Genomic DNA, 25,091 nt, shown 5'->3' with positions numbered 1-25,091 from the left:
CCGATGAAAGCACTATCGAAAGTCATTATTTTGGGATGCCTGCTTGCCGCCAACGCCCAGGCCCAGCGCCTGGTTCCCGATCCGGTGCCAAACCAGCCGCCGCAGCTGCAAGAAAAGAAGGTGCAGCAACCCGATCCCTTCGCCGGCGCGCATCGGCCATCGCCGCACGTCTACGGCGGCGACGTTGCAGCGCAGCCGAACGACCATCTGTTGAGGGGGTGGCGGCGCGATCCGCAGTTGCTGGGCGGGGTCGAAGTGGCGCCGAACGTGGCGATCGAGGGCGGCACGGTAATGCTGCCCGACCGCGGACTGCACAAGGTCGAGCCGGGGACCGAGAACGCGCCGATCGACCTCAAGGAGCGCGGCACCAGCAATCATCTGGGCGTGAAGTACGCGCTGCCCGAAAGCGATGGCGTATCGGCTTACGGCAAGGTGGGCGTCGCGTACAGCGCGCGGCAAGTGGCCGGCAAGTCAGTCACCGACACCGGCGTGTACACCGGCGCCGGCGCGAAGTACAAGGTGGACAAGGCGACCAGCGTCAGCGGCGAATACACGCGCCATGGCAACGCGGCCTCGAAGTTCGGGCGCCTGAGCAAGGATGGGATCAAGGCCAATCTGAAGATGGGCTTTTGAAAAGGAGCTCATCGCCGCCGCCGGCGGCGATGAGTCACGACACAGGGATCAGCGTCCCTGGTCCGACGGCACCGCATGCAGCCAGCGCGCATGCACGAAGCGCGCCGCGTAGTCGAGCGCATAGCCCAGCAGGCCGATCAGGATGATCGCCGCCGTCAGTTCCGAATACGCGAGCCGGTCGCGGGTGTCGAGGATGAAGTAGCCGAGGCCCGCCGACACGCCCAGCATCTCGGCCGGCACCAGCACGATCCAGATGATGCCGATCGCGAGGCGCACGCCGGTCAGGATCTGCGCGGTGATCCCCGGCAGCACCAGGCGCCAGACAACCTCCCAGCGCGTGGCCGACAGCGAGCGGCCGAGCAGCATCCAGTTCGGATCCAGTTGCGCCACGCCGGCCGCGGTGCTGAGCATCAGCGGCCACACGGCGGCAAACGCCAGCAGGAAGTACACCGGCGCGTCGCCCACGCCCAGCACCATCACCGCCAGCGGCATCCACGACAGCGGCGAGACCATGCGCAGCAGCTGGAACAGCGGGGTGCCGGCTTGAGCGAAGGCCTTCGACATGCCGACCAAAATCCCCAGCGGCACGCCGACCAGGGTCGCGAACAGCAGGCCGATGCCGACCCGCTTCAGGCTGACCAGCACGTGCTGCCAGATGTCCGGACCGCCGACCATGTCGACGAAGGCGCGCCCGGTCTCGAGCGGCGCGAACATCGCCGCGATCGGCGTGCGCGCCTCGAGGTGCTGCACGCCGATCGACCACAGCACGATGGCGATCGCGAAGCCGACCAGCGGCCACAGAAAACGCCCGATCATCGTCAAACCGCGATGGTTTCGGTGCGCAGCAGGTTGGCCGGCAGGCCGAACGCGCCCGGGCCGCCGACGGCGGCGATCGATTTGCGCACGAAGCGGTCGTCGACCAGGTCTTTTGCCACGAACTTCGGATCGAGCTTCGTGAGGAAACTGGTGTCGCCTTCGACCTTGGTCTGGCCAATGGCGCGCACCAGCTCCTCGGTGTACGAGGCGAACGGATACGGCTGGAAGTCGATGCGGCGCTGGTTCCACGCCGGGTGCGCCACGATGCGGCGCTTTTCGTACTCGCTGTAATCGGTGGTGGCCAGCACCTTGGTCAGTGCCTGCAGATTGTGCGGCGTGTACTTGTTCGGGCCAGATCCGGCCAGCAGCTTGGCCGTCTCCAGCTGGTTCGAACGCGACCACAACTGGGCGTTGACGATGGCGTTGGTGACGCGCTGCGACCATTCCGGCTTGTCGGCCAGGTCGCGCTCGGCCAGGAAGGTGACGCAGCAGGCGTGGTTCTTCCAGACGTCGCCCGAGAAGCGCAGCACCTTGCCGATGCGCGCGTTCTCGGCGGCGGCGTTGAACGGCTCGGCCACGATGTAGCCGGCGATCGACTTGGTCGCCAGCGCCGACACCATCTCGGACGGGGCCAGCACCACCAGGTTGACTTCATTGGGCTTCAGCGCCGCGCCGCGTGCGCGCGTGACCACCGTCAGCTTGTTGGCGGTGAGGATCTTCTGCAGCAGGATGTTGTGGATCGAGTACCAGAACGGAATCGCGACCGTCTTGCCGCCGAGGTCGGCCACCGAGTTGATCTCGTTCTGCACCGTCAGCGCGGAACCGTTGACGTGGTTCCAGGCCACCACCTTGGCCGGGAATTTCGAGCCGTAGCGCACCCACAGCGTGGCCGGCGACAGCAGGTGGATCACGTTGACCTGGCCGGCGACAAAGGCCTCGATGATCTGGGCCCAGCTGCGGAACAGGCGCGGCGTCTCGACCTTCAGGCCCTGCGCCTCGAACAGCTTGCGGCCGTGCGCCACCAGGAGCGGCGCGGCGTCGGTGATCGGCAGGTAGCCGATCTTCACCGGCTGGTCGTCGCCCTTGAAGTTCTGCGCCATGGCGTCGCCCGCGAACAGCAGCGGCGCCGCGGCGCTGGCGCCGGCCAGCGCGGACATGCGCAAAAAGTCGCGCCGGGTCATGCCGCAGTCGCAATCGGAGGAGAGGCAGATGTGGGGAGTGGACATGTTCTTTTCCATTATTCTTGAGGCCCGGTTCAAAGTGAAGGTGGGGTGGCGACGCCGGCTTTCAGCGCGGCGACGATCTCGTAGCGCAGCGCGACCAGCGCATCCGAATGTTCATGGCGCGGGCGCGGGATGTCGACCTTCCATTCGCGCACGATGCGGCCCGGCTGGCCCGCCATCAAGAGGATGCGGTCGGCCACCAGGATCGCTTCGTCGATGTCGTGCGTGACCAGGAGAGCGGCGGTGTGCCAGCGGTGCACCAGGTCGACCAGCAGTTCCTGCATCTCGGTGCGCGTCACCGCGTCCAGCGCCGAGAAGGGTTCGTCGGCGAACAGCAGTTCCGGCTGGCGCGCCAGGGCGCGCGCCAGCGCCACGCGCTGGGCCTGGCCGCCGGACAGCTGCGCCGGATAGGCGTGCGCCCGCGCGCCCAGGCCGACCGCCTCGATGGCGTCGCGGATGCGGGCCTTGCGCGCGTCGCGCTCGATCTTCGGCTGGCGCGCGAAATCGAGGCCGAAGCCGACGTTGCCTTCCACGTTCAGCCAGGGCAGCAGGCTCGGTTGCTGGAACACCAGCGCGGCGCGCGGATGCGGTTCGTGCAGCGCTTCGCCCAGGAAGCTGACGCTGCCCGCCTGCGGCGCGCTCAGGCCGGCCAGGCCGCGCAGCAGCGTCGACTTGCCGCAGCCGCTGCCGCCCAGCAGGCACACGATCTCGCGCTTGTCGATGGTGAGCGAGATGTCGTCGACCACGGTCTTGCCGGCGTAGCCGATGCGCAGCGCTTGCGCGGCCAGCGCGGTGTGCGCGCTGCCGGCAGGGGAGGTGAGGGTCTGCGCCATCATGCCGGCGCGTGCTTCTGCAACTCGGTCTGCAACTGCGTCAGGCTCGGCGTGACGATCGGGATGAACGCCGATTCGCGCAGGCGCCGCGCGAAGCTGCGGTCGCGGTCCTGCAGGTAGGCGCGGCCGCCGCTGGCCTGCAGTTCGAGCATCACGGCCTGCTGCACGGTCTCGGCCAGCGCGATGCGCAGGCGGAAGGCGCCGGCAGCGGCGGTCTTGAAACTGCCATCGATGACGCCGGCCTTGAGCTGCGCCGCCTGTTGTTCGAGCTCGGCCTGCAGCGCTTCGACGCGCGGCAGCAGCGGGCCGCGCATGCTGGTGCACAGGTTGTGCGCGGCGCGCAGGCTGGCGCGCGCCAGGCCGATCGACAGGCCGCACTGCATGCCCAGGAAGGCCGGACGCACGCCAGGGAGCCAGGCGCGCGCGTTCGGATGCAGCACTTCCAGCGCGCCGATCTGTACGCCATTGATCTTCACGGCGGCGGTATTACTGCCGCGCAGGGCCATCAGGTCGAGGTCCGGGCTGCGCGCCACGCCAGCGCTGTCGCTGACGAATGCGACCACTGCCGGTGGTGCTTCGGCGCCATTCGCATCGACCATGTTCACCGCGGCGGCGGCGATGAAACCTTCCTTGCGCAGGTTGGTGATCCAGGCCAGCGAGCCGTCCAGTTGCCAGCCGCCCGCGTTCGGGGTGGCGCTGATCTGCAGCGATTCGATCCCGGACAGGAATTTCATCGCATTCGACAGGCCGGTGGCGCCGCCGAATTCGCCGTTCACCAGCCTGGCCAGCCAGCGCTCGCGCAGCGCTTCGTTCGGGCTTTGCAGCAGGTACTCGATGAAGGTGCGCTGGCCCCAGAACACGAAGGCGGCGGTGACTGAATATTCGGCCACGGCCGCAATGGCCTCGATGGCGTCGGCCGTCGAGCCGCCTTTGCCGCCGAGCGACGCGGGCACGCCGATGGCGAACAGGCCGGCGCCGGCCAGGCGCGGCACCACCTCGGACGCCAGGTCGGGCGTGGTGTCGAGCAGGTCGGCGTTGGCCTGCAGCCAGTCGATCAAATCGGTCGGCAGTGGCGAAGCGTTGGCGCCGTCCAGCATCAGATCGCTCCGCTGGCGAACGGTTGCAGCTGCGGGTTGATCGCACTGCCGGCCAGCGAATTGGCGAAGTTGCACAGGGTGGCCAGGCTGACGCCGAGCACCACTTCCAGCGCCTGCTGTTCGTTGTAGCCGGCCGCCAGGAAGGCCTGGTAGGCGTCGCCGTCGACGTTGCCGCGGGTGGCGATCACGGCTTCCGAGAACGCGCGCACGGCGTCCAGCCTGGCGTCGCCGGTGGCCTGGCCCTGCTGCAGGGCGCGCACGGTTTCCACCGGCAGCTGCGCCTTTTTCAGGGCGATGGCGGTGTGGCCGGCGATGCAGAAGTCGCAGCCGTGGATGCGGGCGGCGGTGATCTGCACCACTTCGCGCTCGGACAGGGTGAGGCTGGTCTCGGCGTTGATGCCGGAGACGGTCATGTAGGTCTGCAGGGCTTGCGGCGAATTGGCCAGCACGCCGATCAGGTTCGGCAGGAAGCCATTGTTGGCCAGGGCTTTTTCGACGAATGGACGGCTGGCTTCGGGAGCGGTGTCAACGGTGTGCAGGGTCAGGCGGGACATGGTGATTCTTTCAATAATGAGGATGGGCTGCTGCGGGTCGGCTGATTCTACAAATGGCGAGAAGAGACCGTTGTACGGTACTCACCGCGCAAGGGCGGCAGCTTCTCTGGAATGGCGATCAGACCGCAGCATCGGGCTGCAAAACGCAGACTGCAAACGTGGCTACGCAAAACAATGCGCAAAGTGAACATTGTCCAGCTATTCACCATGCAATACCAAATACATAAATTTGATATGCATAGAACATATTGGTATGAAGACGCACCCGAGCGGATGCGCGGCGCCCGGAAGGACTTAGAAGTAGACGGTGACGCGCTGTTCGTCAGGACCGGCAACGCGCAGCGACGGCGCCATGCTGCTATCCAGGGCGCGGATGCCGGCGCCGCTCAGGCGATAAGGCGTGGCCGGGCTGGCGCAGTCGACGTTGACGCGGGTATTGCCGGCGACGTTTACCGAGCAGCTCGCCACCACCACCAGCCGCGCCTCGAACGAAGCCGAGACCACGCGTGCGTCCGCCACGGCCGGCAGGGCCAGGGTGGCGGCGGCCAGCAGGGCCGCGAATGGACGGGAAGCGCGCAACATGATGGATAAAGTCGGGAAAATCAGCGATGAAAAAAGCATGATAGACCCATTATCCCGACCCTGCCCGACAGGATGCAGACCTTTGCGCAGCCACGATCCGGGCTGGATTTCCGGTTTCGCAGGATTGCACAGCGGGAAAAGGCCGGTTTCCATTTGTCGTCCTTCAACGACTGCCCGTGAACTATCTTAAAGGCAACAAAATCTTTTGGATTTGCCGGATCAAAAATAATTAGAGAATAGTCTCTAAAAGCAACATATATTGCATACAATCAACTCTTGTCTGTTTCCGCCGCCATCCTGTCCAGCAGGCCGCTGACAGCGTCCAGCAATTCGAAGGGACTGAACGGCTTGACGATATACAGGTCGGCGCCGGCTTCCAGACCGGCCGTTATGTCGCTTTGCTGGCCGCAGGCCGACAGCAGCACCACGCGGGTGGCGGCGGTGGCCGGATTGCGCTTGAGCGCCGCACACACGTCCAGTCCGCTTTCGCCTTCGCCCAGCCAGATGTCCAGCACCATCAGTTCCGGTCGCTCGGCCAGCACCTTTTCGCGCGCCTGTTGCGCGCTGGACGCTTCGACGATGCGGCCCAGCGATTGCAGGGTCAGGGAAATCAGGAGGCGTAGTTCATCCTGATCGTCGACCACGAGAATGGTCTTAGCCATGGCGCCGCTCCATGGCGGGCAGGGGCGCATGGCCCCGGGTGACTTGCAGGAAAAATTGTAGTGCGGACATAGCGGCGATCTGGCTCGATGGAACGCTTCCGATGCGTTCCAGCATACCAGTTATGCGCGCACCAGTCCGTCCTGGACGGCGCTGCGCAATTCGTTGAACGGCACCGGTTTGGGGAACACCGGAATGTCCGACGGCAGGCCCATGGCCTTGATCGTTGCGCGGTCCAGGCCGCTGACCACGATCACGTTCATGCCGACCGTGCCGCTGTCTTCGCGCAGGGTGCGGATCATGCGGAAACCGTCCATGCCCGGCATGTTCAGGTCGCTCACCAGCAGGTCGGGGCGGCACTCGCCGATGCGGATCAGCGCCTCGAAGCCGTTATGGGCCTTGATCAGGTCCATGTCCAGGCCCCAGCCCGCCATCTCGAGTTCGTACAGGCGCAGCATCAGCGGATCGTCGTCGACCACCAGCACGCGCGGCTTGCCGGATGTGGCGGCCGCGGCGGGCGCGGAGGACTGGTTGGCGCCGCCGCCGATCGCGGCGCGGCGCCCGTCGACCAGGCGGTTGACCGATTCCAGTGTGATGCGGCGATGGCCGCCGGCGGTGCGCCAGGCTTGCAGCGTGCCGTTCTCGACCCATAGCTGCACGGTGCGATGCGAAACGCCGAGGACGGCCGCGGCCTCCTTGGTCGAGCAGTAGTCGGCGGCGTTGTATTCCGTGCTGCGCTGGTTGTCGAGAGGGTCTTTCATATTTTCTGATATTACGTATTTAATTTCCTAATGTCAAAATCTTTACACCGATTTGCACCGTGCGCCACAGTTTGCGGAAAGGCCATCGCAACCATCTGTGCCGGACCGGAGATGCCGGCAACCACGGGCAAATGCGAGTGGGCGGCCAGGATGTCGCGTGTCACGGACAGTCGGTCATGACGTGTGTCGAACTGGCGGAAAATTTGTTGCAATTATTATACTTCTTCGTCACCACATAGCCGTCTGCAGTACGCGGCATGCATTAACAGGTTCGCTGGCACAACATTTGCTGTATGCCTATACAGTGGTCTGAAAATCGCATGAGTTGTTTCTTTGCGTCAATCTTTTGCCTATTGTTGACGTTGATCAAACGTAAACATCGAGGCCATAACTCAGGCCCTACCTTCACTCTGACGGCTAAGTCCCTAATTTTACGAGGTATTTTATCCAGGAGGGTTTCGCCGGTCGCGTCTAAGTCCTTGGTTTCATTGGCAAAATTCGATTTCCACAAGGGTGAATTCGCTTGACCGTCAACATTGCTTCCACTAAAGTGGGAAACAGTGTGAAAAAGTGTCGATTTGTGGGAGGTTTTGGCGAAGACGTCCAAACCGCCCGGCGCCCGACAAACAACGACAGATAAACTCTCCAAACTAGGTAAATACGTGTTCCAGGGCGCGTCAGCGATCAATCTCGATGCAAAGGGACGGATGTCGATTCCGGCCAAGCATCGTGACGCCCTGACACTTCAGTGCGAAGGCCGCGTGACCCTGACCCGCCATCCGCATGGCTGCATCCTGTTTTTTCCTCGTCCCGTGTGGGAAGAGCACCGCAAGCAGATCGCCGCGTGGCCGATGTCGGCGCGCGCCTGGCAGCGTATTTTCCTCGGCAACGCCGTCGATGTCGAACTCGACTCGGCCGGCCGCGTGCTGATTTCGCCCGAACTGCGTGCCGCGGTCGGACTCGACAAGGAAGTGATGATGCTCGGCATGGGCACCCACTTCGAAATCTGGAATGCCGCCAAACTGGCCGAAGACGAGGCCAAGGCGGTTGCCGAAGCCGAATCCGGCGGCATGCCCGATGTGCTATCCAATTTCTCTTTCTAAGGCGCCGATGATGGACTTGACTACGGTGCCCGGTTTCCAGCACCGCACGGTGCTGTTGGACGAAGCGGTCGATGCGCTCGACCTGACGGGCGCGCGCGCCTCCGGCATCTATATAGACGGCACCTTCGGCCGCGGCGGCCACAGCCGCCTGCTGCTGTCGCGCCTGAACCCGGACGGACGCCTGATCGCGTTCGACAAGGATCCGCAGGCGATCGCCACCGCGGAGCAGATCGACGATGCGCGGTTCTCGATCGTCCACGACAGTTTTGCAACGATGCACGACGCGCTTGCCGCGCGCGGCATCCACCAGGTCGACGGCATCCTGCTCGACCTCGGTATCTCGTCGCCCCAGGTGGACGACGCCAGCCGCGGCTTCAGCTTCCGCAACGATGGCCCGCTCGACATGCGCATGGACACCACGCGCGGCATGTCGGCGGCCGAGTGGATCGCGACCGCACCGCAAACCCTATTGGAAAAGGTGATACGTGATTATGGAGAAGAGCGGTTTGCTTTTCCGATTGCAAAGGCGATTGTTGCTCGCCGCGCAGTCGAACCAATTTCGACCACACGACAGCTTGCCGCAATCGTGGCAGACACGGTCAAGAGCCGCGAAAAGGGCAAGGATCCGGCAACCCGGACCTTTCAGGCTGTCCGGATTTTCATCAATAAAGAGCTTGAAGACCTCGAAACAGGTCTGACGGCGGCCTACGGCATGCTGGCGCCGGGCGCGCGCATGTCGGTGATTTCCTTCCATTCGCTGGAAGACCGCATGGTCAAGCAGTTCTTCGCCTCCAAGGCCAAGGTCGAGCAACCGGACCGGCGCCTGCCGATCCGCGCGGCCGACCTGCCGCAGCCGCTGATGAAGCTGATCGACAAGATCAAGCCATCGGAGGAAGAAGTGAACGCCAACCCGCGCGCCCGTTCTGCGGTGCTGCGCGTGGCCGAACGCCTGGGAGCGGCGGCATGAGCTTCAAGGTGAACGCCTTGCTCGCGGCCCTGCTGGTCGGCTGCGCGCTATCGGTCGTCAATGCGCGCTACCAGGCGCGCCACCTCCTGATCGAACTGGAGCGCCTGCAGCAGCACGCGCGCCAGCTCGACATCGACTGGGCCCAGCTCCAGCTCGACCAGTCCACGCTGGGCAAGAACGAGCGCATCGAAGAGATCGCGCGCACCAACCTGAACATGTCGCGCCTGACGCCGGCGCGCACGCAGTACCTGACGGAAGGCGAGAAATGACGCGCAACGCTCAACGCCCGGGCGCGCGCGTCGCCGCATCGAAAGGCATGGCCTTCACCAAGAGCCCAGTGCTCGCGGTGCGCCTGCCCGACTGGCGTTCGCGCCTGGTGCTGTTCGTGCTGTTCGCGTCGTTTGCCGCGCTGGCGATCCGCGCCGTCTGGCTGCAGGGCGTGTCGACCCAGTTCCTGCAAAAGCAGGGCAAGAGCCGCTACGAGCGCACGCTCGAACTGCCGGCCACGCGCGGCCGCATCCTGGATCGCAACGGCGCCGTGCTGGCCTCGTCGCTGCCGGTGCGCGCGGTGTGGGCGATCCCCGAAGACGTCCTGAATTCGCCGCCCGAAAAAATCAGCGCACTTGCACGATTGCTCGAAATGCCCGAGGCCGACCTGCGCAAGAAGCTCGACTCCGACCGCACCTTCGTCTACCTCAAGCGCCAGGTCGAGATGCCGATCATCGCCGAGATCGAGAAGCTCAAGATCGAGGGCATCGACACGCGTAAAGAATACAAGCGCTTCTACCCGCAGGGCGAAGTCATGACGCACCTGGTCGGTTTCACCAACGTCGAAGACAAGGGCCAGGAAGGGATGGAGCTGCAGCACCAGAAGACCCTGATGGGCGTGCCGGGCAGCCGGCGCGTGATCAAGGACCGCCTCGGCCACATCGCCGAAGACCTGGGCATGTTCCGCGAGCCGCACCAGGGCCGCGACCTGACCCTGTCGGTCGACAGCAAGCTGCAATACATCGCCTTCACCAGCATCAAGAACGCGGTCGAGAAATTCGAGGCCAAGGCCGGCGCCGCGGTGGTGCTCGACGTCCACACCGGTGAAGTCCTGGCCCTGGCCAACTACCCGACGTACAACCCGAACGACCGCTCGAAGCTCACCGGCGAGCAGCTGCGCAACCGCGTCATCACCGACACCTTCGAGCCGGGTTCGACGATCAAGCCGATCACCATCGCGCTCGGCCTCGAGACCGGCCGCATCAAGCCCGACACCGTGTTCGACAACAATCCGGGTTACATGACCGTCACCGGCAAGCGCATTCGCGACACCCACAACTACGGCGTGCAGACGGTCGGCGGCATCATCCAGAAGTCGTCCAACATCGGCGCCGTGAAAGTGGCGCAGCTGATCCCGCAGCAGGAAATGTGGGAGATGTACACCAAGCTCGGTTTCGGCCAGGCGCCGCGCTACGGTTTCCCGGGCGCCGCCGCCGGCCGCGTGCGCCCATGGAAGACCTGGAAGCCGATCGAATACGCCAACATGGCCTTCGGCCACGGCCTGTCGGTGTCGCTGCTGCAGATGGCGCGCTCGTACATGATCTTCGCGCGCAACGGCGACATCATCCCGCTGTCGTTCCTGAAGGTGGACGAAGAGCCGGTCGGCCAGCAGATCATTTCGCCCAAGACCGCGGCGCAAGTACGCACCATGATGGAATCGGTGGTCAGCCCGGAAGGCACGGCCTCCAAGGCCCAGGTGGCCGGCTACCGCATCGGCGGCAAGACCGGCACCGCCGAGAAGATCGTCAACGGGCGCTACTCGCGCAGCAACAACATCGGCTACTTCGCCGGCATCGGTCCGATGTCGAATCCGCGCTTCGTGATCGCGGTGATGGTCGACGACCCGCGCGGCGCGCTGCGCACCGGCGGCAGCGTCGCCGCCCCGACCGCTGCCGACCTGTTCGCCAACGCGCTGCGCGCGGCCAACGTGCCGCCCGATTCCTCGATCACGGACATCATCATTCCGGAAAATCCTCTAGAGGAGAGCATGTGATGGCCATGAGCCTGAACGACATCTGCCAGTGGATCCAGACCGCCGCCGGCATCGGTAATACCAGCGCCGGCGGCGCCCTCGTTTCCGACTCGCGCCGCGTCAAGCGCGGCGACGTATTCTTCGCCTATCCGGGCGAGGCGGCCGACGGCCGCCGTTACATCAACGCCGCCATCGAAGCCGGCGCTGCCGCCGTCGTGTACGAAGCGGTCGATTTCGAATGGGATGCCGCACTCGAGGTGCCGCACCTGGCGGTGCCGGAGCTGAAAAAGAACGCCGGCCCGATCGCGCACGCGGTGCTCGGCTATCCGGATAGCGCCATGTTCACCGTGGCCGTCACCGGCACCAACGGCAAGACCTCGTGCGCGCTGTGGACCGCGCAAGCGCTGGCGCGCCTGGGCGAGACCGCCGGCGTGGTCGGCACCCTCGGCGTCGGCCTGGTCAAGGGCAAGACCGAACCGCAGTTCGACGTCACCGGCTACACCACGCCGGACGCGGTGCTGCTGGCCCAGAAGCTGGCCGACCTCAAGAAAAGCGGCGCCACCGCGCTTGCCATCGAAGCCTCGTCGATCGGCCTGGTGCAGGAACGCACGGCCGGCATGCACGTCGACGTCGCGATCTTCACCAACCTGACGCGCGACCACCTCGACTTCCATGGCGACATGGAGAGTTATGAGGCGGCCAAGGTCAAGCTGTTCGAGTGGGACGGATTGAAGCACGCGGTCGTCAACCTGGACGACGCGGCCGGGCAGCGCCTGGTGGCGCATCTGCGTTCGAGATTCCCGGCGCTGGCGGTGACCGGCTACACCTTGAAGGCCGATGCGGCGCCCGAAGGCGTGGCGGTCCTGCGCGCCGGCGGCATGCGCAGCAAGAACGCCGGCACCGAATTCCAGGTCGAGACGGCGCAAGGTTCAAGCACCGTCAAGACCCGGCTGGTGGGCCACTACAACGTCAGCAACGTGCTGGCGGTGCTGGGCGCGCTGCTGGCCAAGGGCGTGGCGCTGAAAGCCGCGGTGGATGCGATCGAGGCGCTGGCGCCGGCGCCGGGCCGCATGCAGCAGATGGGCGGCCAGGACGCGCCGATGGTCGTGATCGACTACGCGCACACGCCGGACGCCTTGGAAAAGACGCTGGAAGCGCTGCGCCAGGTGGCGAGCGACCGCAATGGCCAGCTGTGGTGCGTGTTCGGCTGCGGCGGCGACCGCGATCCGGGCAAGCGCCCGCAGATGGGCCGCATCGCGCAGATGGCGGACCAGGTCCTGGTCACCAGCGACAACCCGCGCAGCGAAGAACCAGGCAGCATCATCGCCCAGATCGTGGCCGGCATGGACCAGGAACACCCGGGTTCGCGCCTGCAGACCGTGGAAGACCGCGCCAGCGCCATCCTGCTGGCGGTGAAGCAGGCCGCCAAGCAGGACGTGATCCTGCTGGCGGGGAAGGGCCATGAGCCGTACCAGGAAATCAAGGGCCGCAAGATGCCGTTCTCGGACGCGGACCATGCGACGCTGGCCCTGAGCGCGCGGCTCACCATGTTGAGGACGAATTAATGCGCGGTACGCTTGCACAACTGGTCGCCGCCATTCCAGGCGCGACGCTGGTCGGAGCCGATGTGGCGTTCGACGGCGTGTCGACCGACAGCCGCAAGGTGGAGGGCGGCGCGCTGTTCGTCGCCCTGCGCGGCGAGACTTTTGACGCACATGATTTCCTCGACCAGGTCGTCGCGCGCGGCGTGGCGGCGGTGGTGGTGTCCACCCTGCCGCAAGGCTGGACGCTGCCGGCGATCGTGGTGCCGGATACCTTGGTGGCGCTGGGCCGCATCGCGCACGCATGGCGCGCCGGCTTCCCGATCCCGCTGATCGGTGTCACCGGCAGCAACGGCAAGACCACGGTCAAGGAAATGATCGCCTCGATCCTGGCCGCGGCGGTCGGTGAGGATGCACGCCTGGCGACGCAGGGCAACCTGAATAACGAGATCGGCGTGCCGCTCACTCTGTTCCGCCTGGGCGACCGGCACCGCGCGGCGGTGGTGGAGCTGGGCATGAACCATCCGGGCGAGATCGGCCGCCTGGCCGCGATCGCGACGCCGACCGTGGGCCTGGTGAACAACGCCCAGCGCGAGCACCAGGAATTCATGCACACCGTGGAAGCGGTGGCGCGCGAGAACGGCTCGGTGCTGCAGGCGCTGTCTGCGGATGGCGTGGCGGTGTTCCCGGGCGACGATACCTATACCGCGTTGTGGCGTGCTCTAGCGTCGTGCGAGGTGATCACGTTCGGCCTGACTGACGCATGCGACGTGCGCGCGACCTACACCGGCAACGGTTTCGGCAGCACGCTGCAGGTGACTGCGCGCGGCGCACAATTCGGCATCGAACTGGCCGCGGCGGGCGAACACAATGTCCGCAACGCGCTGGCCGCGATCGCCTGCGCGCTCGGTGCCGGCATCGACCAAGCCGCCATCGTGCGCGGCCTGGAAGCCTTCGTCCCGGTCGGCGGGCGCCTGCAGCGCAAGCAGGCCGACAACGGCGCGACCGTCATCGACGACACCTACAACGCCAACCCGGACTCGATGCGCGCCGCGATCGACGTGCTGGCCGCCTATCCGGCGCCACGCATCCTGGTGGTCGGCGACATGGGCGAGGTCGGGACGCAAGGCAAGGAGTTTCACGAAGAAATCGGCGCCTACGCTCGGGAGCGTGGCATCGAGACCGTGCTCGCCACCGGCGAACTGGCGCGCGCATTGAGCGCGTCGGGAGCACAGCATTACGAGCAGTTCGACGAATTATTGGCAGCACTGGATGAAAAACTGGGCGGCAATACCAACGCGACTGTGCTGGTGAAAGGCTCGCGCTTCATGAAGATGGAGCGCGTGGTCTCGCACCTGACCGGATCAACCAACAAGGACGCCCACTAATCATGCTTCTCTGGCTTGCACAGTACTTCCAGGACTACATCGGTCCGCTGCGCGTGTTCAACTACATCACCTTCCGCGCGGTGTTCGCCACCATCACCGCGATCTCCATCGGCCTGCTTTGCGGCCCATGGGTGATCCGCAAACTGACCGAACTGAAGGTCGGCCAGGCGGTGCGCACGTATGGTCCGCAGACCCACCTGAGCAAGCACGGCACCCCGACCATGGGTGGCGTGCTGGTGCTGATCGCGATCGGCGTCTCGACCCTGCTGTGGTGCGACCTGTCGAACCGCCTGATCTGGCCGGTGCTGGTGGTGACCATGGGCTTCGGCGCCATCGGCTGGGTCGACGACTACCGCAAGGTGGTCTACAAAGATCCGGAAGGCATGCGCTCGCGCGAGAAATACTTCTGGATGTCGCTGATCGGTATCGCGTCCGCCCTGTACTTGGCGTTCTCGGTCTCGGCCGCCAATCCGTGGGAAGTGGCGCAGCTGTTCTACGCCTGGGTCCAATCCGGCTTCTCGATGGACCTGCCGCCCAAGGCCGACCTGATCGTCCCGTTCTTCAAGACCATCAGCTATCCGCTCGGCGTGTGGGGCTTCATCGCGCTGACCTATTGCGTCATCGTCGGCGCCTCCAACGCCGTCAACTTCACCGATGGCCTGGATGGCCTGGCGATCATGCCGACCGTGATGGTGGGCGGCGCCCTGGGTCTGTTCGCGTATCTGACCGGTAGCGCGACGTTCTCGAAATACCTCCTGATCCCGTACATCCCGGGCGCGGGCGAACTGCTGATCTTCTGCGGCGCGATGGCCGGCGCCGGCCTGGCCTTCCTGTGGTACAACGCGCACCCGGCGCAGATGTTCATGGGCGACGTCGGCGCGCTGGCGCTGGGCGGCGCGCTCGGCACCATCGCCGTCATCGTGCGCCAGGAAATCGTCCTGTTCATCATGGGCGGCATTTTCGTGGCCGAGACGCTGTCGGTGATCATCCAGGTGACCTGGTTCAAGTACACCAAGAAGCGCTACGGCACCGGACGCCGCGTGTTCCTGATGGCGCCGCTGCACCACCACTTCGAACAAAAGGGCTGGAAGGAGACCAAGGTCGTGGTCCGCTTCTGGATCGTGACCATGGTGCTGATCCTGGTCGGCCTCTCGACGCTGAAACTGCGCTGATGAACTACGACGGCAAAACCGCATTGGTGCTGGGCCTGGGCGAATCCGGGCTGGCGATGGCGCAGTGGCTGGGCCGCTGCGGCGCGCGCGTGCGCGTGGCCGATACGCGCAATGAGCCGGCACGCCTGCCGGCGCTGCGCGAAGCCGTGGCCGATGCCGAATTCATCGGCGGCGGGTTCAACGCCGCGCTGCTGGACGGCGTCGACTTCGTCGCCGTCAGCCCCGGCCTGGCGCCGGAACGTGAACTGGTCGACATTGTCCCGGCGGCGCAAGAACGCGCGATTCCGGTGTGGGGCGAGATCGAGCTGTTCGCGCAGGCGCTGGCGCATCTGCGCGCGGAGCAGGGCTACGCGCCGAAAGTCATCGCCATCACCGGCACCAACGGCAAGACCACCGTCACCAGCCTGACCGGGCTGCTGTGCCGCCGCGCGGGCTTGAGCACGCGCGTGGCCGGCAACATCAGCCCGGCCGCGCTGGACGTGCTGCGTGAAACCATCGACGCAGGCGACCTGCCGCAGGCCTGGGTGCTCGAGCTGTCGAGCTTCCAGCTGCACACCACCTTCAGCCTGCAGGCCGACGCCGCCACGGTGCTGAACCTGACCCAGGACCACCTGGACTGGCACGGCAGCATGGACGCCTATGCGGCGGACAAGGCGCGCATCTTCGGCGCGGAGACTGTGCGAGTGCTCAATCGCGACGACGCGCGCGTGATGCGCATGGCGAGCGATGCTCCGGCCTACACTTTCGGCACCGGCGAACCGCAAGCCGCGGACAGCTTCGGCCTGCTCGAAGAGCGTGGCGTGCTGTGGCTGGCCAATGCGGTGGCCGGCGAAGAGATCGAGAAGAAACGCAGGAAAGGCGAGGCCCCGGAACCGGTCGAGGTCATCGTCAACCGCCTGATGCCGGCCGATGCATTGAAAATCCGCGGCCTGCACAACGCCTCCAATGCATTGGCCGCACTGGCCCTGTGCCGCGCCTGCGGCCTGCCGCTGGCGCCGCTGCTGCACGGCCTGCGCGAATACGCGGGCGAACCGCACCGCGTGGAACTGGTCGCCACCATCGACAACGTCGACTTCTACGACGACAGCAAGGGCACCAACGTCGGCGCCACCGTCGCCGCACTGGAAGGGCTGGGCAAGGCCTTCAGCGGCGAAGACCAGCAGATCCTCTTGATCGCCGGCGGCGACGGCAAGGGCCAGGACTTTTCGCCACTGGCCGGCCCGGTCTCGCGCCACGTGCGCGCGGTGCTGCTGATCGGCCGCGATGCGCCGGCCGTACGCGCCGCCATCGAGCCGACCGGCGTGCCGGCCTTCGACGTGAGTGACTTGCCGACGGCGGTGCGGCGCGCCGCCGGCCTGGCCAAGCCGGGCGACAGCGTGCTGCTCTCGCCGGCCTGCGCCAGCATGGACATGTTCACCAACTATGCGCACCGCGCCCAGGTGTTCGTCGACGCCGTGCGCGAGATTGCGCTCGACCGGGGACAGGAGATCTGATGGCTTTCCAGCTCCCCTTCAAGTTCTCGGGCACCGCCAGCGACGCCGTCAACGCGGCCGCCGCGGTCGGCAAGCGCCCGTCGAAGATGATGGACTACGACCAGCCGCTGGTCTGGGTCACGCTGCTCCTGATGCTGTTCGGGATGGTGATGGTGTATTCGGCCTCGATCGCGCTGCCCGATTCGCCCAAGTTCCGCTATCTGGAAGACCGCAACGAATACTTCCTGTACCGCCAGATGATGTACATCGGCGTCTCCATCGTCGCCGCCTGGATCACCTTCAAGGTGCCGGTCGCGGTGTGGCAGAAATGGGCGCCGATGATGTTCATCGCGACCCTGGTGATGCTGGCGCTGGTCCTGATTCCCGGCGTGGGCGTGTCGGTCAACGGTGCGCGGCGCTGGCTGTCGCTGAAGGTGATGAACCTGCAGCCGTCCGAGATCATGAAGATCGCGGTGGTGCTGTACGCGGCCGACTTCACGGTAAGGAAGCAGGAGTACATGCACAAGCTGACCAAGGGCTTCCTGCCGATGATGGTGGCGATCGGCCTGGTCGGCGGCCTGCTGCTGATGGAGCCGGATCTGGGCGCCTTCGGCGTGATCGTCTGCATCGCCATGGGCATCCTGTTCCTGGGCGGGATCAACATCGTCTGGTTCGGCGGCATCGGCGCGCTCTTGGTGATCATCTTCACCTCGATCATCGCGCTGTCACCGTTCCGCCGCGCGCGCATGTTCGCCTACCTCGACCCGTGGGAAGAGGGCAATGCGCTGGACAAGGCCTACCAGCTGACCCACTCGCTGATCGCCTTCGGGCGCGGCGAATTCTTCGGCGTCGGCCTGGGCAGCTCGGTCGAGAAGCTGCACTACCTGCCCGAAGCGCACACCGACTTCATCATGGCCGTGATCGGCGAAGAACTGGGCCTGGCCGGCGTGCTGGTGGTGGTCGCGATGTTCTACTGGCTGGTCAAGCGGGCGTTCGACATCGGACGCCAGGCGATCGCGCTGGACCAGGTGTTCGCGGGCCTGGCCGCGAAGGGCATCGGCATCTGGATCGGGGTGCAGACCTTTATCAATATGGGCGTGAACCTGGGCCTGCTGCCGACCAAGGGCCTGACCCTGCCGTTGATGAGCTTTGGCGGGTCGGGCGTGCTGTTCAACTGCGTCGGCCTGGCGATCCTGCTGCGCATCGATTATGAAAACCGCGTGCGCATGCGCGGAGGCCGCACATGAGTAACAAGAAGAAAACCCTGATGATCATGGCCGCCGGCACCGGTGGCCACATCTTCCCCGGCATCGCGATCGCGCAGACCATGCGCGCGCGCGGCTGGGAAGTGAGCTGGCTGGGCACCGCCCACGGCATGGAGAAAGACCTGGTGCCGCAGGCCGGCATCGACATGGACACGATCGACTTCGCCGGCCTGCGCGGCAAGGGTCTGGCGCACACCCTGAAGGGTGCGTTCAAGATGGCGGCCAGTTTCCGGACCTGCCACCGCTACCTGGCCGCGCGCCGGCCCGACGTGGTGCTGGGCATGGGCGGCTACGTCACGGTGCCGGGCGGCCTGACCGCGCGCGCGCGCGGCGTGCCGCTGGCGCTGGTCAACGCCGACGCCGCGCTGCTGTTGTCGAACAAGACCCTGACCCCGATGGCCCAGCGCGTGCTGTTCGGCTTCCCGGCGGACTTTGGCAAGGCGGCCGGCAAGGCGGTGGTAACGGGGAACCCGGTGCGCCAGCAGATCCTCGACCTGCCGGTACCCGCGGAGCGTTTCAAGGGCCGCAGCGGCGTGCTGCGCGTGCTGGTGGTCGGCGGCAGCCTGGGCGCCAAGGTCCTGAACGACAACGTGCCGGCGGCGCTGAAACTGATCGACCCGGAACTGCGCCCCGTCGTCACGCACCAGTCGGGCAAGAAGAACATCGACGCCCTGCGCGCCGCTTATAAAGAGGCCGGCGTCGACGCCAATGTGGTCGACTTCATCGACGACATGGCCGCCGCCTACGGTGAAGCAGACCTGGTGATCTGCCGCGCCGGCGCCATCACCGTGTCCGAACTGACCGCGGCCGGCGTGGCCAGCGTGCTGGTGCCGTTCGTGGCCAGCACCACCAGCCACCAGCGCGACAACGCGGTGTGGATGGACAAGCAGGGGGCGGCGGTGCACTTGCCGCAGGGCGAACTGAATCCGCAGCGGCTGAAAAGCCTGCTGCAAACGACGCGCGAACAGTGCCTGGCGATGGCCCAGGCGGCGGCGCGCGTCGGCCAGCGCGACGCCAACGAAGCGATCGCGCGCGAACTCGAAAAATTGGCAGGCTAGATTACAGATGAAACACAAGATCAAGAACATTCACTTCGTCGGCATCGGCGGCAGCGGCATGAGCGGCATCGCCGAGGTGCTGGTCAACCTGGGCTACAAGGTGTCGGGCTCGGACCTGAACAGCAACGCCGCCAGCCAGCGCCTGGCCGAACTGGGCGCGCGCGTGTTCACCGGCCACGCCGCCGAACACGTGGCGGGCGCCGACGTGGTGGTGACGTCCACCGCCGTCAACGAAGCCAATCCGGAAGTGGTGGCCGCACGCGCCAACAAGACGCCGATCGTGCCGCGCGCGATCATGCTGGGCGAGTTGATGCGCCTGAAGCGCGGCATCGCGATTGCCGGCACCCACGGCAAGACCACCACCACCAGCCTGGTGGCCTCGGTGCTGGCGGCCGGCGGCATGGACCCGACATTCGTCATCGGCGGACGCCTGACCGCCGCCGGCGCCAATGCGGCGCTGGGCAGCGGCGAATACATCGTGGCCGAAGCCGACGAGTCGGACGCCTCGTTCCTGAACCTGTCGCCGATGATCGAGGTGATCACCAACATCGACGCCGATCATATGGAAACCTATGAGCACGACTTCGAGAAACTGAAGTCGGCGTTCGTGCACTTTACGCACCGCCTGCCGTTCTACGGCCGTGTGATGCTGTGCATCGACGACCAGCACGTGCGCTCGATCCTGCCGCAGGTGACCAAGCCGGTCACCACCTACGGCTTCTCGGAAGAAGCAGAGGTGCGCGCGCTGGACGCCTACGCCGAAGGCGTGCAGATGCACTTCACGGTGCGCCAGGAAGGCTATCCGGACACCAAATTCGTGCTCAACCAGCCGGGCATGCACAATGTGCTCAACGCCTGCTCGGCGATCGCGATCGCGCGCGAGATCGGCATCGACGATGCATCGACCGCGCGCGGCCTGCTCGAATTCCGCGGCGTCGGCCGCCGCTTCACCCGCTACGGCGAAGTGGCGCTCCCGGCCGGCGGCAGCTTTACCCTGGTCGACGACTTCGGCCACCACCCGGTCGAGACCGAGGTGACGCTGGCCGCCGCGCGCGCCGCCTATCCGGGCCGGCGCCTGGTGCTGGCGTTCCAGCCGCACCGCTACAGCCGCACGCGCGACCTGTTCGAAGACTTCGTCAAGGTGCTGGCCACCCCGGACGTGCTGCTGCTGGGCGACGTGTATCCGGCCGGCGAGGCGCCGATCGTGGCCGCCGACGGCCGCGCCCTAGCGCGCGCGCTGCGCACTTCGGGCAAGCTTGAGCCGATTTTCGTCGAAGCCATCGCCGACATGCCGGCCGCGATCATGAACATCGCGCGCGACGGCGACGTCGTGCTGACCATGGGCGCCGGCTCGATCAGCGGCGTTCCCCACCAACTGACCAACGCAAAGGCCTGACACCGTGACCACGACCACCACTTTCGATGCCGCCGCTTTCGGCAAGGTCGGCGTGCTGTTCGGCGGACGCTCCGCCGAACGCGAGATCTCCCTCATTTCCGGCAACGGCGTGCTGCAGGCCCTGCAAAGCCGCGGCATCGACGCCCACGCCTTCGACCCGGGCACGCAAAGCCTGGCCGACCTGGCCGCGCAGAAGTTTGACCGCGTCTTCATCGCGCTGCACGGCCGCTACGGCGAGGACGGCAGCCTGCAGGGCGCGCTCGAGCAGCTCGGCATCCCGTACACCGGCAGCGGCGTGATGGCGTCGAGCATCGGCATGGACAAGATCACCACCAAGAAGATCTGGCTGACCGAAGGCGTGCCGACCCCGCAGTACGCGACGATCGACGCCGACAGCGACCTCGATGCCGTGGTGGCCAAGCTGGGCCTGCCGCTGATCGTCAAGCCGCCGCTCGAGGGCTCGAGCATCGGCATCACCAAGGTGACCGAAATCGGCCAGCTGAAAGAAGCGATCGCGCTGGTGGCGAGCATGGACGACGCGGTGCTGGCCGAGGAATTCGTCACCGGCCGCGAGTTTACGGTCGCCGTGCTGGGCCAGGGCGCGGCGGCGCGCGCGCTGCCGATCGTCGAGATCGTGGCCCCGGAAGGCAAGTACGACTACCAGAACAAGTACTTCACCGACGACACCCAGTACCACTGCCCGGCGCCATTGCCGGAGGCGCTGACCCAGGAAATCCAGCGCCACGCCGTCAATGCCTACCGCGCGCTCGGCTGCGAGGGCTGGGGCCGGGTCGACGTGCTGGTGCGCGAGAGCGACATGCGCCCCTTCCTGCTGGAGGTGAACACCTCGCCCGGCATGACCACCCACTCGCTGGTGCCGATGGCGGCGCGCGCGGTCGGTATCGGCTACGAAGACCTGTGCATCGAGATCCTGCGTTCGGCGCGGCTCAAGATGGGCGGCAAGGGCAAAGCAAAGGAATAATGAACCATGTGGCATGACGTCCGCGCCCTCAACGCGACCGCCAGTTTCATGACGGCGGCGACGGTGCTCGCCGCCCTGGTCACGGGCGTCTGGTGGCTGTCGCAGCGGCCGATGTTCGCGTTGCGCACGGTGACGGTGGAAAGCATGTACGGGATCGACCTGAAGCACGTCAACGCGCTCACCGTGCGCAACGGCGTGGTCGGCAAATTGCGCGGCAACTTCTTCACCGCCGACCTGGACCAGGTGCGCACCACCTTCGAGACCGTGCCCTGGGTGCGGCGCGCCACCGTGCGCCGCGAGTGGCCGAACGCGCTGGTGGTGGAAGTCGAAGAACACGAAGCGATCGGCACCTGGGGCGACGAAGGCCGCCTGCTGTCGGTGAAGGGCGACGTGTTCACCGCCAACATCGCCGAGACCGAGGACGAGCTGGCGCTGCCGGCGTTCGAAGGTCCGCCCGGCAGCGAGAAGGACGTGCTGCGGCGCTTCTCCGAACTGCGCACTGCGTTCGCGCCGGTGCAGCTGGTGCCGCGCTCGTTGTCGCTGTCGGACCGCTACGCCTGGACCGTCAGGCTGGACAACGGCATGAGCGTCGAACTCGGACGCGAGCAGGACCGCAACACCTTGAAGAAACGCGTGCAGCGCCTGGTCGGCGTCTATCCGCAGCTGGTCGCCAGGCTGCAGGAAGGGCGCATCGACACCATCGACATGCGCTATCCGACCGGCCTGGCGCTGTCGTCGGCGGCGCTGACGGTGCCGGCGGATGCAACCAAGCCGGTGAAGGCCGCGAAGAAGAAACCAGAACCCAAGCCGCACGGCAGCACGCCGGCGCAGCCGAACAACAAAACAACCAAGCAAATCTAGCAGGCGAACAGCAATGACAAAAGACGCGAAAAACCTGATCGTCGGCCTCGACATCGGCACCTCCAAGGTGGTGGCCGTGGTCGCCGAGGTGATGTCCGACGGACGCCACGAGGTGATCGGCCTCGGTCAGCACGAGTCGAGGGGGTTGAAGAAGGGCGTGGTCGTCAACATCGAGGCCACGGTCGAATCGATCCAGCGCGCGCTGGAAGAGGCCGAGCTGATGGCCGACTGCAAGATCCGCAACGTCTACGCCGGCATCGCCGGCAGCCATATCCGCTCGTTCAATTCGAGCGGGATGGTGGCGATCAAGGAAAAGGAAGTGACGGCCACCGACGTGGCGCGCGTGATCGAGACCGCCAAGGCGGTCAACATCCCGACCGACCAGCAATTGCTGCACACGGTGCCGCAGGAATTCATCGTCGACAACCAGGAAGACGTGCGCGAGCCGATCGGCATGAGCGGGATTCGCCTCGAAGTGCGGGTGCACATCGTCACCGGTGCGGTATCCGCGGTGCAAAACATTGTAAAGTGCGTGCGCCGCTGCGGTCTCGAGGTCTCGGACCTGATCCTGCAGCCGATGGCTTCCGCCGACGCGGTGCTGACGGTCGACGAAAAGGAACTGGGCGTGGTGCTGATCGATATCGGCGGCGGCACCACCGACATCGCGGTGTTCTCGGACGGCGCGATCCGTCACACGGCGGTGATCCCGATCGCGGGCGACCAGATCACCAGCGACGTGGCGATGGCGCTGCGCACGCCGACCGGGGAAGCAGAAGATATCAAGATCCGCTACGGGGTGGCCAAGCAGGTACTGGCCGATCCGGGCGAGACACTCGAAGTGCCAGGTCTCGGCGACCGCGGCCCGCGCGCCTTGTCGCGCCAGGCGCTGGCGGCCGTGATCGAGCCTCGGGTGGAGGAACTGTTCGCGATGGTGCACCAGGTGGTGCGCGAGTCGGGCTACGAAGGCGTGCTGTCGTCGGGCATCGTCCTGACCGGCGGCAGCGCCATCATGCCGGGCATGATCGAGATGGCGGAAGACATCTTCCTGAAGCCGGCGCGCCTCGGCACGCCGGACTACCGCGGACAGCTGGCAGATGTGGTACGCAGCCCACGCTACGCCACCGTGCTCGGTCTACTGCTCGAAGCGAAGAAGCAGTACCTGCGGGGACACATCGTCACTCGGCAGGACGGGTCGGTGAAGGCGGTCTGGCAGCGGATGAAAGAATGGATAGCCGGGAATTTCTAAGCACTTGGTAACAAATTTGGTAACGAAAATTCGTCACGGGTACAAGGTTTTTAAATACAATCGCTAGTTACCGGCATGAGGCAGCGCATCAAGCACGCTAAGGCTTCGTCCCTGGAACAGCATTTCTGAATATAGGGAGTCATCATGGAGTTCGATATGGTCGATAACGCAGCACTGGGGACGGTGATCAAGGTCGTGGGCGTCGGCGGCGCCGGCGGCAACGCAGTCCAGCACATGATCAACAAAGGTGTGTCCGGTGTCGAGTTCATCGCCGCCAACACCGACGCGCAGGCGCTGGCCGCCTCGAGCGCCAACAACGTCATCCAGATCGGCGAATCGGGCCTGGGCGCGGGCATGCGTCCGGAGATCGGCCGCCAGCTCGCCGAGCAGTCGCGCTCGCGCATCGAGGATGCGCTGCGTGGCGCGCACATGGTCTTCATCGCCGCCGGCATGGGCGGCGGCACCGGCACCGGCGCCGCCCCGATCGTGGCCGAAGTGGCCAAGACCATGGGCGCCCTGACCGTGGCCGTGGTCTCCAAGCCATTCTCGTACGAAGGCCAGAAGTGCATGGACGTGGCCGAAGAAGGCCTGGAAGAACTGACCAAGCACGTCGACTCCCTGATCGTCATCCTCAACGAAAAGCTGGAAGACATCTACGAAGACGAATCGATGCTCGACTGGATGAAGCACGCCGACGACGTCCTGAACAACGCGGTGGCCGGCATCGCCGAGATCATCAACGTGCCGGGCCACATCAACGTCGACTTCAACGACGTCAAGACCATCATGGGCGAGCAGGGCAAGGCCATGATGGGCACCGCGACCGCCGCCGGCGTCGACCGCGCGCGCATCGCCGCCGAACAGGCTGTCGCTTCGCCGCTGCTGGACGGCATCGACCTGTCGGGCGCCAAGGGCGTGCTGGTCAACGTGACTGCGTCGCGTGGCCTGAAGGGTAAAGAGATCAAGGAAGTCATGGCCGCCGTGCGCGCCTTCGCCGCACCGGACGCCTCGATCGCACAGGGCATCGCCTACGACGACGCGATGGGCGACGAGATCCGCGTGACCGTGGTCGCGACCGGCCTGGGCAAGAACAAGAAGTCGATCTCGCTGGTCCAGCCGCAGCAGCAGCTGCGCACCGGCACCTACGACGCGCCGGTGATGCAGGGTGCGGCGGCGGTGGCCGGCGGCCTGACCGCGGGCAAGGCCAGCGCCGACGCCCTGGGCGGCATGAAGCAGCCGGCCGTGTGGCGCCGCGAGCAGGCATCCGAGCAGGTGCAGGCGATGCAGCGCAACGGCGTCGAGACGTACGATATTCCGGCATTCCTGCGCAAGCAGGCTGACTGAGCCGCGACTTGCCCATGAGTGAAAAGGCCAGCGCAAGCTGGCCTTTTGTTTTATGCGCCCGCCGGCGATCCTCAGCACGCCATTCCCGGATCGGCGATAATGACAAGATTCCCAAAA

At 65.8% G+C, this 25,091-nt stretch carries 24 protein-coding genes; 16 read left to right on the top strand and 8 right to left on the bottom strand.

Annotation, left to right across the window (positions count from 1 at the left end):
• The first annotated feature begins 3 nt into the window (after positions 1-3).
• Entirely contained in the window at positions 4-633 is a 630-nt protein-coding gene (locus QPK27_RS04160) for an outer membrane beta-barrel protein (protein WP_290416935.1), read from the top strand.
• Positions 634-681: 48 nt separating this feature from the next.
• On the opposite strand, the gene QPK27_RS04155 is transcribed toward QPK27_RS04160, so the two are convergent.
• The 8 genes from QPK27_RS04155 to QPK27_RS04120 all read right to left on the bottom strand — a co-directional run bounded on the left by QPK27_RS04155 (position 682) and on the right by QPK27_RS04120 (position 7,159).
• Positions 682-1,449 carry an ABC transporter permease gene (locus tag QPK27_RS04155; protein WP_290416934.1) on the bottom strand — a complete coding sequence of 256 codons (768 nt, stop codon included), beginning with the start codon at positions 1,447-1,449 and terminating at the stop codon, positions 682-684.
• A 2-nt stretch (positions 1,450-1,451) separates the two neighbouring features.
• Complete coding sequence (locus QPK27_RS04150) at positions 1,452-2,675, bottom strand: ABC transporter substrate-binding protein (protein WP_290416933.1); 1,224 nt, start codon at positions 2,673-2,675, stop codon at positions 1,452-1,454.
• A gap of 29 nt (positions 2,676-2,704) precedes the next feature.
• A complete protein-coding gene (locus tag QPK27_RS04145; protein WP_290416969.1) occupies positions 2,705-3,505 on the bottom strand; it encodes an ABC transporter ATP-binding protein in 801 nt (266 codons plus the stop codon).
• The gene (locus QPK27_RS04140; RefSeq protein ID WP_290416932.1) at positions 3,505-4,602 is read right to left on the bottom strand and encodes an acyl-CoA dehydrogenase family protein; all 1,098 of its coding nucleotides are present in this window, start codon (positions 4,600-4,602) and stop codon (positions 3,505-3,507) included. The genes QPK27_RS04145 and QPK27_RS04140 overlap by 1 nt, the downstream gene beginning before the upstream one ends.
• Complete coding sequence (locus QPK27_RS04135; RefSeq protein WP_290416931.1) at positions 4,602-5,156, bottom strand: carboxymuconolactone decarboxylase family protein; 555 nt, start codon at positions 5,154-5,156, stop codon at positions 4,602-4,604. The genes QPK27_RS04140 and QPK27_RS04135 overlap by 1 nt, the downstream gene beginning before the upstream one ends.
• A gap of 294 nt (positions 5,157-5,450) precedes the next feature.
• Positions 5,451-5,738, bottom strand: coding sequence for a hypothetical protein (locus QPK27_RS04130; protein ID WP_290416930.1), 288 nt, complete (start codon positions 5,736-5,738; stop codon positions 5,451-5,453).
• A gap of 269 nt (positions 5,739-6,007) precedes the next feature.
• Positions 6,008-6,400 (bottom strand): response regulator transcription factor, encoded by a 393-nt coding sequence (locus tag QPK27_RS04125; protein WP_290416929.1) that lies wholly within the window; start codon positions 6,398-6,400, stop codon positions 6,008-6,010.
• A gap of 120 nt (positions 6,401-6,520) precedes the next feature.
• A complete protein-coding gene (locus tag QPK27_RS04120; protein ID WP_290416928.1) occupies positions 6,521-7,159 on the bottom strand; it encodes a response regulator in 639 nt (212 codons plus the stop codon).
• Between the two features lie 662 nt (positions 7,160-7,821).
• Here QPK27_RS04120 and mraZ point away from each other — a divergent pair.
• The 15 genes from mraZ to ftsZ all read left to right on the top strand — a co-directional run bounded on the left by mraZ (position 7,822) and on the right by ftsZ (position 24,974).
• Positions 7,822-8,262 carry a division/cell wall cluster transcriptional repressor MraZ gene (gene mraZ, locus QPK27_RS04115; RefSeq protein ID WP_290416968.1) on the top strand — a complete coding sequence of 147 codons (441 nt, stop codon included), beginning with the start codon at positions 7,822-7,824 and terminating at the stop codon, positions 8,260-8,262.
• A 10-nt stretch (positions 8,263-8,272) separates the two neighbouring features.
• A complete protein-coding gene (gene rsmH, locus QPK27_RS04110) occupies positions 8,273-9,229 on the top strand; it encodes a 16S rRNA (cytosine(1402)-N(4))-methyltransferase RsmH (RefSeq protein ID WP_290416967.1) in 957 nt (318 codons plus the stop codon).
• Positions 9,226-9,498 carry a cell division protein FtsL gene (gene ftsL / locus QPK27_RS04105; protein WP_290416927.1) on the top strand — a complete coding sequence of 91 codons (273 nt, stop codon included), beginning with the start codon at positions 9,226-9,228 and terminating at the stop codon, positions 9,496-9,498. Before rsmH ends, ftsL begins: the two co-directional genes overlap by 4 nt.
• Positions 9,495-11,270: a penicillin-binding protein 2 gene (locus tag QPK27_RS04100; RefSeq protein WP_290416926.1), complete on the top strand. Its 1,776-nt coding sequence runs from the start codon at positions 9,495-9,497 to the stop codon at positions 11,268-11,270. The genes ftsL and QPK27_RS04100 overlap by 4 nt, the downstream gene beginning before the upstream one ends.
• Entirely contained in the window at positions 11,270-12,814 is a 1,545-nt protein-coding gene (locus tag QPK27_RS04095) for a UDP-N-acetylmuramoyl-L-alanyl-D-glutamate--2,6-diaminopimelate ligase (protein WP_290416925.1), read from the top strand. Before QPK27_RS04100 ends, QPK27_RS04095 begins: the two co-directional genes overlap by 1 nt.
• A complete protein-coding gene (gene murF / locus QPK27_RS04090) occupies positions 12,814-14,178 on the top strand; it encodes a UDP-N-acetylmuramoyl-tripeptide--D-alanyl-D-alanine ligase (protein WP_290416924.1) in 1,365 nt (454 codons plus the stop codon). Before QPK27_RS04095 ends, murF begins: the two co-directional genes overlap by 1 nt.
• Before the next feature lie 2 nt (positions 14,179-14,180).
• Positions 14,181-15,350 carry a phospho-N-acetylmuramoyl-pentapeptide-transferase gene (mraY, locus tag QPK27_RS04085; protein ID WP_290416923.1) on the top strand — a complete coding sequence of 390 codons (1,170 nt, stop codon included), beginning with the start codon at positions 14,181-14,183 and terminating at the stop codon, positions 15,348-15,350.
• Positions 15,350-16,843 carry a UDP-N-acetylmuramoyl-L-alanine--D-glutamate ligase gene (murD, locus tag QPK27_RS04080; RefSeq protein WP_290416922.1) on the top strand — a complete coding sequence of 498 codons (1,494 nt, stop codon included), beginning with the start codon at positions 15,350-15,352 and terminating at the stop codon, positions 16,841-16,843. Before mraY ends, murD begins: the two co-directional genes overlap by 1 nt.
• Positions 16,843-18,069 (top strand): putative lipid II flippase FtsW, encoded by a 1,227-nt coding sequence (gene ftsW / locus QPK27_RS04075; protein ID WP_290416921.1) that lies wholly within the window; start codon positions 16,843-16,845, stop codon positions 18,067-18,069. The genes murD and ftsW overlap by 1 nt, the downstream gene beginning before the upstream one ends.
• Positions 18,066-19,145, top strand: coding sequence for an undecaprenyldiphospho-muramoylpentapeptide beta-N-acetylglucosaminyltransferase (murG, locus tag QPK27_RS04070; RefSeq protein ID WP_290416920.1), 1,080 nt, complete (start codon positions 18,066-18,068; stop codon positions 19,143-19,145). Before ftsW ends, murG begins: the two co-directional genes overlap by 4 nt.
• 7 nt (positions 19,146-19,152) lie before the next feature.
• Positions 19,153-20,541: a UDP-N-acetylmuramate--L-alanine ligase gene (murC, locus tag QPK27_RS04065; protein ID WP_290416919.1), complete on the top strand. Its 1,389-nt coding sequence runs from the start codon at positions 19,153-19,155 to the stop codon at positions 20,539-20,541.
• A 4-nt stretch (positions 20,542-20,545) separates the two neighbouring features.
• Positions 20,546-21,523 (top strand): D-alanine--D-alanine ligase, encoded by a 978-nt coding sequence (locus QPK27_RS04060; RefSeq protein ID WP_290416918.1) that lies wholly within the window; start codon positions 20,546-20,548, stop codon positions 21,521-21,523.
• Positions 21,524-21,529: 6 nt separating this feature from the next.
• On the top strand, positions 21,530-22,384 hold the full coding sequence (locus tag QPK27_RS04055; protein WP_290416917.1) for a cell division protein FtsQ/DivIB: 855 nt from the start codon (positions 21,530-21,532) through the stop codon (positions 22,382-22,384).
• A 13-nt stretch (positions 22,385-22,397) separates the two neighbouring features.
• Complete coding sequence (ftsA, locus tag QPK27_RS04050; RefSeq protein ID WP_290416916.1) at positions 22,398-23,630, top strand: cell division protein FtsA; 1,233 nt, start codon at positions 22,398-22,400, stop codon at positions 23,628-23,630.
• Positions 23,631-23,774: 144 nt separating this feature from the next.
• Positions 23,775-24,974 (top strand): cell division protein FtsZ, encoded by a 1,200-nt coding sequence (gene ftsZ, locus QPK27_RS04045; protein WP_290416915.1) that lies wholly within the window; start codon positions 23,775-23,777, stop codon positions 24,972-24,974.
• The last annotated feature ends 117 nt before the right edge of the window (positions 24,975-25,091 follow it).

This window comes from Massilia sp. YIM B02443 (assembly GCF_030411955.1).
Classification (GTDB): Bacteria; Pseudomonadota; Gammaproteobacteria; order Burkholderiales; family Burkholderiaceae_D; genus Telluria.
The sequence above is the reverse complement of the archived record's forward strand: the minus strand, read 5'-3'. Positions and strand labels throughout refer to the sequence as shown.